Below are 307 nucleotides of genomic sequence, written 5' to 3'. Positions count from 1 at the left end.
GATAAAAATTCCAGCCTTTCCTGCTCAAGGTTTGGCAACTTTTTCGAAATGATAGTTTGTAAACGCCTATCCTGTTTAATTTCATCAAACAGATGGTCCTTTGTTGGGTATTTTGCACCAACATAAGTTAACCAAGCCATTAAATCATTACTTAAGTTTTTCGCAATTTCAGGATATTTTAACAGAATGTTTTGATGATCTTTTTCTTCTGAAGGTAGTTTAAACAATTCTTCACGTCCATCTTCCCAGTAATGAATGAGTTTCCATCCATCTTTTTGTATTATAGATGATGGCTCACCACCTTGAT

Annotated in this window: 1 pseudogene; it reads right to left on the bottom strand. The window is 34.2% G+C overall.

Going from position 1 to position 307, the window contains the following annotated elements:
* Window positions 1-307: pseudogene (locus tag EYD45_RS16855) on the bottom strand (sulfatase); the annotation flags it as partial.

Origin of the sequence: Hyunsoonleella flava, from assembly GCF_004310325.1 — a bacterium.
Taxonomy (GTDB): domain Bacteria; phylum Bacteroidota; class Bacteroidia; order Flavobacteriales; family Flavobacteriaceae; genus Jejuia; species Jejuia flava.
The sequence above is the reverse complement of the archived record's forward strand: the minus strand, read 5'-3'. Positions and strand labels throughout refer to the sequence as shown.